We start from the raw sequence: 6,947 nt of genomic DNA, 5'->3' as shown, positions 1-6,947 counted from the left end.
CGCCTTGGAGGAGAACGGTGAGCTGAAGCCGCAGCGAAGCGGCCGGTTGTCCTTCGGCTCGGAACGCTTGGAACCGGCCGATACGCCCGCGCGCCACCATGCAGCCGACCGCTGGAAAGAGAAGGAACCCGTCCTGGCCGCCCTCGCCTCGGTCGTGGGCATCGACGACGAACGATCCGATGATGAGACCGGCCTCGACGACGAGGCGGTGACGACCGTGGTGGCCGCCATCCACGACGCGGTGATGGAGCTGGAGGCCGTACGCCAGAGACGGACCATCGAGAACGCGGCCTTCGCCAACCTGTGGCGCGGACCGTGAGCCGAGCCCACCTCCGGGGGCGCGGTCGAGTCCGACAGCGACGGTGAGCGGTCGCCCAGCCGTCCGGCAGCTCCTACGGCATGTCCGTGGACCAGTTCCGGTCAGGGGCGCGCGGCCTACACCTGAAAACTGGGTGTGCGTCCGACCCACAGTCTGATCACGGTGTCTCATGAGACACCTCGCAGTCTGGAGAACGACGGCCACAGGACTGTGCTGCGTCGGACCGACGAGACCGTCGTGCTGTACGCCCGGCCGGCAGAGTCGTCACCCAGCACTGGATGGACCTGGCGGTCGGCGGCATGGAACTGCGGCCCGGCACGGTGCTGGACGGGGAGGCGGTGATCTGGCGTGACAGCCGGCTCGACTTCGCAGCCGCGCAATCTCGGGCCGCGTCGTCAGTGACCCGGGCCCGCGCCCTGGCGGCCCGGCATCCGGCCTCCTACATCTGCTGGGACGTTCTGCAGCACCCGGACCCTGCGATCGGCGACTGCCGAAGCCGTCCGTACACCGAGCGCCGCACCTTCCTCCTGGAGCTCCTCGCCCATGTCGAGCCGCCGATCCAGGCTGTCCCGGCCACGGACGACCGAGAGGTGGCCTTGCACTGGTACGAGACGCTCCAGGAACAGGGGATTGAGGGGATCGTCGCGAAGAGGGCCGGTGCCAGCTACCGGGCGGGGCGCCGCGGGTGGGTGAAGGTACGGCACGCGGACACGGCCGACGCCCTGGTACTCGGGTTCACCGGGCCGCGGCAGCGGCCGCGCCATCTGGTCCTGGCGGTGGGGGACGAGGGTGGGCCGGCCCGGGTGTCCGCACGCCTGGAGCCCGTTCTCGCAGCTCGTGTCGGTGAGGCCTTGAGCGGCGCGGCGGTGGTGGGGGAGCGGCGGGCGGAGGGCGAGTCGTATACGCGGGTGGAGACGGACATGGTCGTGGAGGTGCTGGCCGGGTCCGGCCGGCACGGCACCTTCATCGTGACCCGGATGCGGTGAGGATGCCGTGCCCTGGAGACAGCCAGTTGATCACTGTGATGCGACGACCACCGGAATGCGCCCTTCGGCGGTGGGGGTTTGGTCACGCGGGTAGCGTCACCCCCAACAACCTGACGCGGTATAGCCCGCGTAGTTGTCGTTGTAGACGTAGAACCAACCGTTGCCGTTCGACGTCCCGCAAGCGGTATACCGGCCGCCCAGAATGACACCATTTACACCACAGGACCACGTTTGCCCCTTCAGGGCAGTGGTCACCAGAGCGGCACTGGTACTGGTGCTGGTGCGGATGGCCACGTTTTCCTTTGCTGTCGCCTTGCCGTCGTCACAGGCCGTGTTGGACATGGGCTGGGTCGAGTGATCCGCCGCACCGGCAACTCCCGGAAGGGCAAGGCCGACGACGGCGGCAACCGTCAGGGTGACAGTCAACCTCGATCGCATGATCTTTCCCATTGAGCCCCCTTTGATCAGCATTTATGCAGTGAGCACTGACAAGTAGCGCCCGAGCTCCGCACCCCGTCAAGCGCCCTGCATGAGGTTGACCTGTTTTCAACGTGAGTTCGTAGTTACGGAATTGGGGACTCATCGGCCGGCCGGGTACAGCCACCAGGAGCTGGACGCTGTCGCCGCCGAACTCGCGCGGCGGGCGGTGGGTGAAGGGCCGACCGGCGGGCGGAACGGACCTCGATGTCCGAGGGTCCCCGTACAGTCCCGGCAGGCGCGTACCCCCGAGACGAGAGCAGGACGGTGACCTCTTCCAAGCCCAGCGGCAGCTCCTTCGTGTACGTGATCGGCCCGGCCGGGTCGACCCGCGTCAAGATCGGCACGAGCAACAACCCGGAGAAACGGCTCAAGGAACTTCAGACCGGAAACCCCGACCGCCTCGGAATCCTGTGGTCCACACCCGGCGGCCGCGAGCTGGAGTCCATGCTGCACCGGGCGTTCGCCGCCTACCGCGTCGAGGGTGAATGGTTCGACTTCGGCGGCGTGGAGCCTGTCGGTGCGATCCCCAGCGTCGTCCAGGCCCACGCCAGCCCCAAGCCGCGGGGCCAGGTGTCAGCCCCAAGGCCTGGCGCACGGCCCCTCGATCGCGGAGAGTCGATCACCCCGGAGCGCTTGGCGGGCATCGTCCGAGACGTCGTACTGGGCGTCGTCCGCAACACCGACGACGAGGACGAGGACGAGGGGCCGGCGAAGCCACGCCGCCTCGACCGTGTCGATCGCGACTTCAACCGGCTGGCCGCGTTCATGTTCCGGCGCTTCCTCACCGCTCTGTTCGAGGCGAAGGAGGCCGGTAAGACGGGCATCGAGTTCGTCGGCGGCTGGCGCAGTGTCGTCAACGCGGCCTTACGAGTTGTGGTGGGCCTGCCGGTCGCGGCGTTCCTCATGGTCCGCACGGTCACGGGCGACACCTGGCCCGTCCGCCGACTCCCCGCGCTCGCCGCCGTCGGCTGGTTTCTGTGGGACCCCATGGGCCTCGACAAGCTCATCCGCGAGCAGGTGTTCACCCGTCTTCCCATGCACGAGATCGAGTCGTTCACCGGCACCTACTTCTCCGAGGCCGCCAACACTGGGGCCTGGTGCCTGGCTGGCGCGGCCCTGCTGGTAACCCTGTTCGGGTACTCGTTCGAGGCCGAACGGGCGGCGCAGGAGCACCGGGCGGCGAGGAAGGCCGTCCGCGAGAAGGCCACGGCGAAGGCCGCCCGACTGCCAGACGGCCCACTCCTGACCCAGCTCGCCGGGGACAGTTCTGCCGAGATCGCAGCAGCCGCAGCAGCGGCGCTCGCCATGAGTGGGGTGAAGGCCAGCGGCGTCCTGCCGCCCTCCCCGTCGGTCGCGGACCTCACCCGGTCCATGCCCCGCCAATCCACCGGCCAGGAGCCTCTACGCGCCCCTGTCCCGGCCGGGGAACGCCCGGCGGGAGACCGAGATGCCGAGGCAGGGATCATCCCGGAGTCGGGCGTGTAGCGCCACGATCGACCGCAGTGCTCTGCGAGGTCCCGTGGCTCAACCGCTGGCCGACAGCGTCACTGGCATCGAACAGGACCTACTGCGCCCGCGTTCCGAAGTGGTGGACATCTGCTGTTGGTTCTCGGTTCTCGCGTCCCAAAGCCAGCGATCCCGACGAGGCCCAGCACCGGCGGGGAACGGCGGCGTAACGTCTGCGGCCGCTGCGTGACCCCGGGCTCGCTGCGCACGCGCGTGATGCTGGAGGTGGCCCACCGCTGTTCCAGCACTGCCATCACGGTAGATTTCGATGGATATGCCACTACTGTCAGTGGTGGCTGTGATGATCCTCGGATGAGTGAGCTGATCATCAGGGCCTACCGTTATGCCCTGGACCCGACTGAGGAGCAGGTCGAGATCCTGCACCGTTACGCGACCGCCTCTCGGTGCGGGTTCAACTTCGCGCTCGGGATGAAGACGGCCGTCTACGAACGCTGGTGCCGTGGCCGTGACCGGCTGGTCGCCGAAGGCATGGACAAGACCGAGGCCAACAAGAAGGCACCCAAGGTCCGTGTGCCGAACCGGAACCGGACCCAGGCCTACTGGCGCGAGACCCGCGGCCAGGGATTCATCGGCCCGCTGCGCGAGGGACAGGAACCACGGCAGCCCTTCGCCTGGTGGGAAGGCGTCAACAACCGCGCTTACTACACCGCGTTCGAGGACGCCGACACGGCGTGGAAGAACTGGCTCGACTCCCTCGCCGGCCGCCGACCACCGATGGGCTTTCCCAGGTTCAAACGCCGCGGCGCCACACGCGAGTCCTTCCGGATCGTCCACAGCCTGAAAAACCCCGACATACGCTTCGAGGGCCCCCGGCGCCTGCGAATACCAGGTGGAGGCGGACAACCGGCATTCACCGTCCGCCTCCACCAGTCACCACGCCAGCTGACCCGGCTCATCAACACCGGCCACGCGACCATCACCAGCCTGACCGTCTCCCGGCACGGACACCGCTGGCACGCCTCCGTCCTGGCCAGGGTCGAACAGGAACTGCCCACGCGCCCCACCCGCCGCCAGCAGACTGCCGGCCGGATCGGGGTGGACCTGGGAGTGAAAACCGCACTCACCCTCTCCGACCCCCTCACCCTCCACTCAGGACAGACCCCCCTCCTGGCCGTGGACAACCCACACCTCCTCCAGAACACCGCACGCAAACTCGCCCGCGCCCAGCGGACCATGGCACGCCGCTACGTGAAAGGCGCCGCACAGCAGTCCAAAGGCTACGAAGAAGCAAAAGCGAAAGCAGCCAAACTCCAAGCCCTGCTCTCCGCCCGGCGCGCCACCGCTCAGCACCTGGTGACCAAACGACTGGTCGAGCAGTACGCCGAGATCGCGCTGGAGAGCCTCAACACCAAGGGCATGACCCGCTCGGCCAAGGGCACCACCGACAAGCCCGGCAAGAACGTCCGCCAAAAGGCAGGCCTCAACCGGGCCATCCTCGACGTCGGCTTCGCAGAGATCAACCGACAGATCGAGTACAAGGCCCGCTGGCACGCCGTCACCATCGCCCGCGTCCCTACCTTCTTCCCCTCGTCGAAGAGCTGCCACCAGTGCGGCTGGATCGACACCGGCCAGACCCTGGCCGACCGTGTGTTCCATTGCCAGGCGTGCGGTATGGTCATCGACCGGGACGCCAACGCGGCCCGCAACATCAAGAACCACGCAACACCCATCCGGCCCCTGGGCCGGGCCAGTCCCCTGGAAAAGGGGCTGTAACGCCTGTGGACTGCAGAAGTCCCCAGCGCTCGCAAGGGCGCCGGGGCGGCAGGACGAAGCGGGAAGACCCTTCACCGGGTCACCCTGGGAGGGCAACCTCCCAGCCGTCCTCACATATCCATAGCGCGTACATATGCGAGCAATGCCGGGATCCTCGAAAGTGGTCGAAAGACCGCCACCGGGACGGTAACCACGCAGGTCGACGAGGGTGCACCCCGTACGCGCGGGGACGGTCCCCAAGCGCGCCCACTGCCGGATCGCACCAAAGGGTGCACCCCGTACGCGCGGGGACGGTCCCCGATTTCCCGGCGTAGGCCGACCGTGTGTTCCGCTGCCAGGCGTGCGGTATGGTCATCGACCGGGATGCCAACGCGGCCCGCAACATCAAGAACCACGCAACACCCGTCCGGCCCCTGGGCCGGGCCAGTCCCCTGGAAAAGGGGCTGTAAACGCCCGTGGACTGCAGAAGTCCCCAGCGCTCGCAAGGGCGCCGGGGCGGCAGGACGAAGCGGGAAGACCCTTCACCGGGTCACCCTGGGAGGGCAACCTCCCAGCCGTCCTCACATATCCATAGCGCGTACATATGCGAGCAATGCCGGGATCCTCGAAAGTGGTCGAAAGACCGCCACCGGGTCGGTAACTACGCAGGTCGACGAGGGTGCACCCCGTACGCGCGGGGACGGTCCCATCAGCGGCGCCGAAGTGGTCCGGAGGGCGATGTGCACCCCGTACGCGCGGGGACGGTCCCACCGCTGACGCCTGCTACTGGAAACCGCGCCAGTGCACCCCGTACGCGCAGGGACGGTCCCAAGTTGATTCCTCGATCAACATCGCGGAGGAAGTGCACCCCGTACGCGCGGGGACGGTCCCACGATGGGGATGATGAGCCCCAGAACCGGCACGTGCACCCCGTACGCGCGGGGACGGTCCCGCCCCACCAAGGCCGTACGTCTCTGATCTCGCGTGCACGCCGTACGCGCGACTCCCTTCCAGCTTCTTTGGGTGAAGCTCGACGACTGCAAGCCGCGGGAAGGGATCGGACTCCCATGAGATCCGGGCCCTTCCCTCGCTCTGTGTCCGGCCTACCAGCGCATGCCGAGCTGGTCGAGGTCGGTGCGGCGTTGTTCGGGGAGTTTTGCGGCGCGTTTGCGGACGTTGTCGAGCCAGGTGCCGAGCTTGACCACCACGGCCCCGTCAGCAGCGTTCTGACGGCCCGGCACCGCCTCTGCCGATTCCAGGTGCTCGGCGTGCTTGCGGGGCACTCGCAGGTGTCCTTCACGGGCGTGGAACTGCCGTGCCGCTGCGAGGTTGGCCGCCCACTTCGCGTCCTGCGTCTGCTTCATCGGCCGCTCGTTGTCCTCGGCCGCCTGGAACCCGAGGGTGTTTTCCAGGATCCACTGCTGCACAGGCGCCAACTGCTCCCACCCCAACCGCTGTACGTTCACCCAGCGTCCGAGGTCCTCGCCCTGGACGACGACGTCGCCGTCGACCGTGGGGAGGGTGCCGCCGGCCTGGACGTGGTTCTGGACGAGGCGGAAGCAGCGCTGCCACCCGGTGTCCCATGCCGGGCACCACCCCGGATCGATCGCGTCCAGCTCGTTCTGCCGGGCCTGGGTCATCGCCCCGGCCGCCGACCGCACGGGGCGGCCGGCCTCGCGCAGCTCCTCGTTCTCCCGCGCCCTGCGCGCCGCGGCGCGGGCGTTCTTCGCCCACACGCCGATGGGATGCCCTGCCCAGGTCGCGGTGACCGGGGGGAGGAAGTGGCCGTGGGCTGCGGCGTACTGCTTGGCGACAGCGACTCCGTCCGCCCAGGCCGCTTCCTGCTCGGACCAGACCATCCCGAGCTTCTCCAGCTCGGCGACCCGCCCGGCGTCCAGCGTCCCGGATCCGTAGGCGCGGCGCTGCTCGTTGATCCACTGCCC

At 68.3% G+C, this 6,947-nt stretch carries 6 protein-coding genes, 1 pseudogene and 1 CRISPR repeat array; of the genes and pseudogenes, 5 read left to right on the top strand and 2 right to left on the bottom strand.

The features are described from left to right. Positions 1 to 319: pseudogene (locus ACIRJP_RS41745) on the top strand (GPP34 family phosphoprotein); the annotation flags it as partial. Positions 320 to 597: 278 nt separating this feature from the next. Then, on the top strand, positions 598 to 1,305 hold the full coding sequence (locus tag ACIRJP_RS41740) for a hypothetical protein (protein ID WP_404186338.1): 708 nt from the start codon (positions 598 to 600) through the stop codon (positions 1,303 to 1,305). A gap of 96 nt (positions 1,306 to 1,401) precedes the next feature. Here the strand turns inward: ACIRJP_RS41740 and ACIRJP_RS41735 are convergent, their stop codons facing one another. Next, on the bottom strand, positions 1,402 to 1,755 hold the full coding sequence (locus ACIRJP_RS41735; RefSeq protein WP_404186336.1) for a hypothetical protein: 354 nt from the start codon (positions 1,753 to 1,755) through the stop codon (positions 1,402 to 1,404). A gap of 294 nt (positions 1,756 to 2,049) precedes the next feature. Here ACIRJP_RS41735 and ACIRJP_RS41730 point away from each other — a divergent pair, with 294 nt between their 5' ends. The 3 genes from ACIRJP_RS41730 (at position 2,050) to ACIRJP_RS41720 (ending at position 5,474) form a co-directional block, all read left to right on the top strand. Next, positions 2,050 to 3,270, top strand: a complete 1,221-nt coding sequence (locus tag ACIRJP_RS41730) for a GIY-YIG nuclease family protein (RefSeq protein ID WP_404186334.1) — start codon at positions 2,050 to 2,052, stop codon at positions 3,268 to 3,270. A gap of 333 nt (positions 3,271 to 3,603) precedes the next feature. Next, the gene (locus ACIRJP_RS41725; protein WP_404186332.1) at positions 3,604 to 5,025 is read left to right on the top strand and encodes an RNA-guided endonuclease InsQ/TnpB family protein; all 1,422 of its coding nucleotides are present in this window, start codon (positions 3,604 to 3,606) and stop codon (positions 5,023 to 5,025) included. A 323-nt stretch (positions 5,026 to 5,348) separates the two neighbouring features. Continuing rightward, on the top strand, positions 5,349 to 5,474 hold the full coding sequence (locus ACIRJP_RS41720; RefSeq protein ID WP_404186330.1) for a zinc ribbon domain-containing protein: 126 nt from the start codon (positions 5,349 to 5,351) through the stop codon (positions 5,472 to 5,474). A 209-nt stretch (positions 5,475 to 5,683) separates the two neighbouring features. Beyond that, positions 5,684 to 6,017: direct repeats of the CRISPR family, unit length 29 nt; unit sequence GTGCACCCCGTACGCGCGGGGACGGTCCC. A gap of 90 nt (positions 6,018 to 6,107) precedes the next feature. Here ACIRJP_RS41720 and ACIRJP_RS41715 read toward each other — a convergent pair. Further along, positions 6,108 to 6,947: helicase associated domain-containing protein (locus ACIRJP_RS41715; protein ID WP_404186328.1), on the bottom strand; the 840-nt coding region annotated here is incomplete at its 5' end.

The organism is Streptomyces sp. NPDC102437 (genome assembly GCF_044765565.1).
Lineage (GTDB): Bacteria > Actinomycetota > Actinomycetes > Streptomycetales > Streptomycetaceae > Streptomyces.
This window is presented reverse-complemented; position numbering and strand designations above follow the sequence as displayed.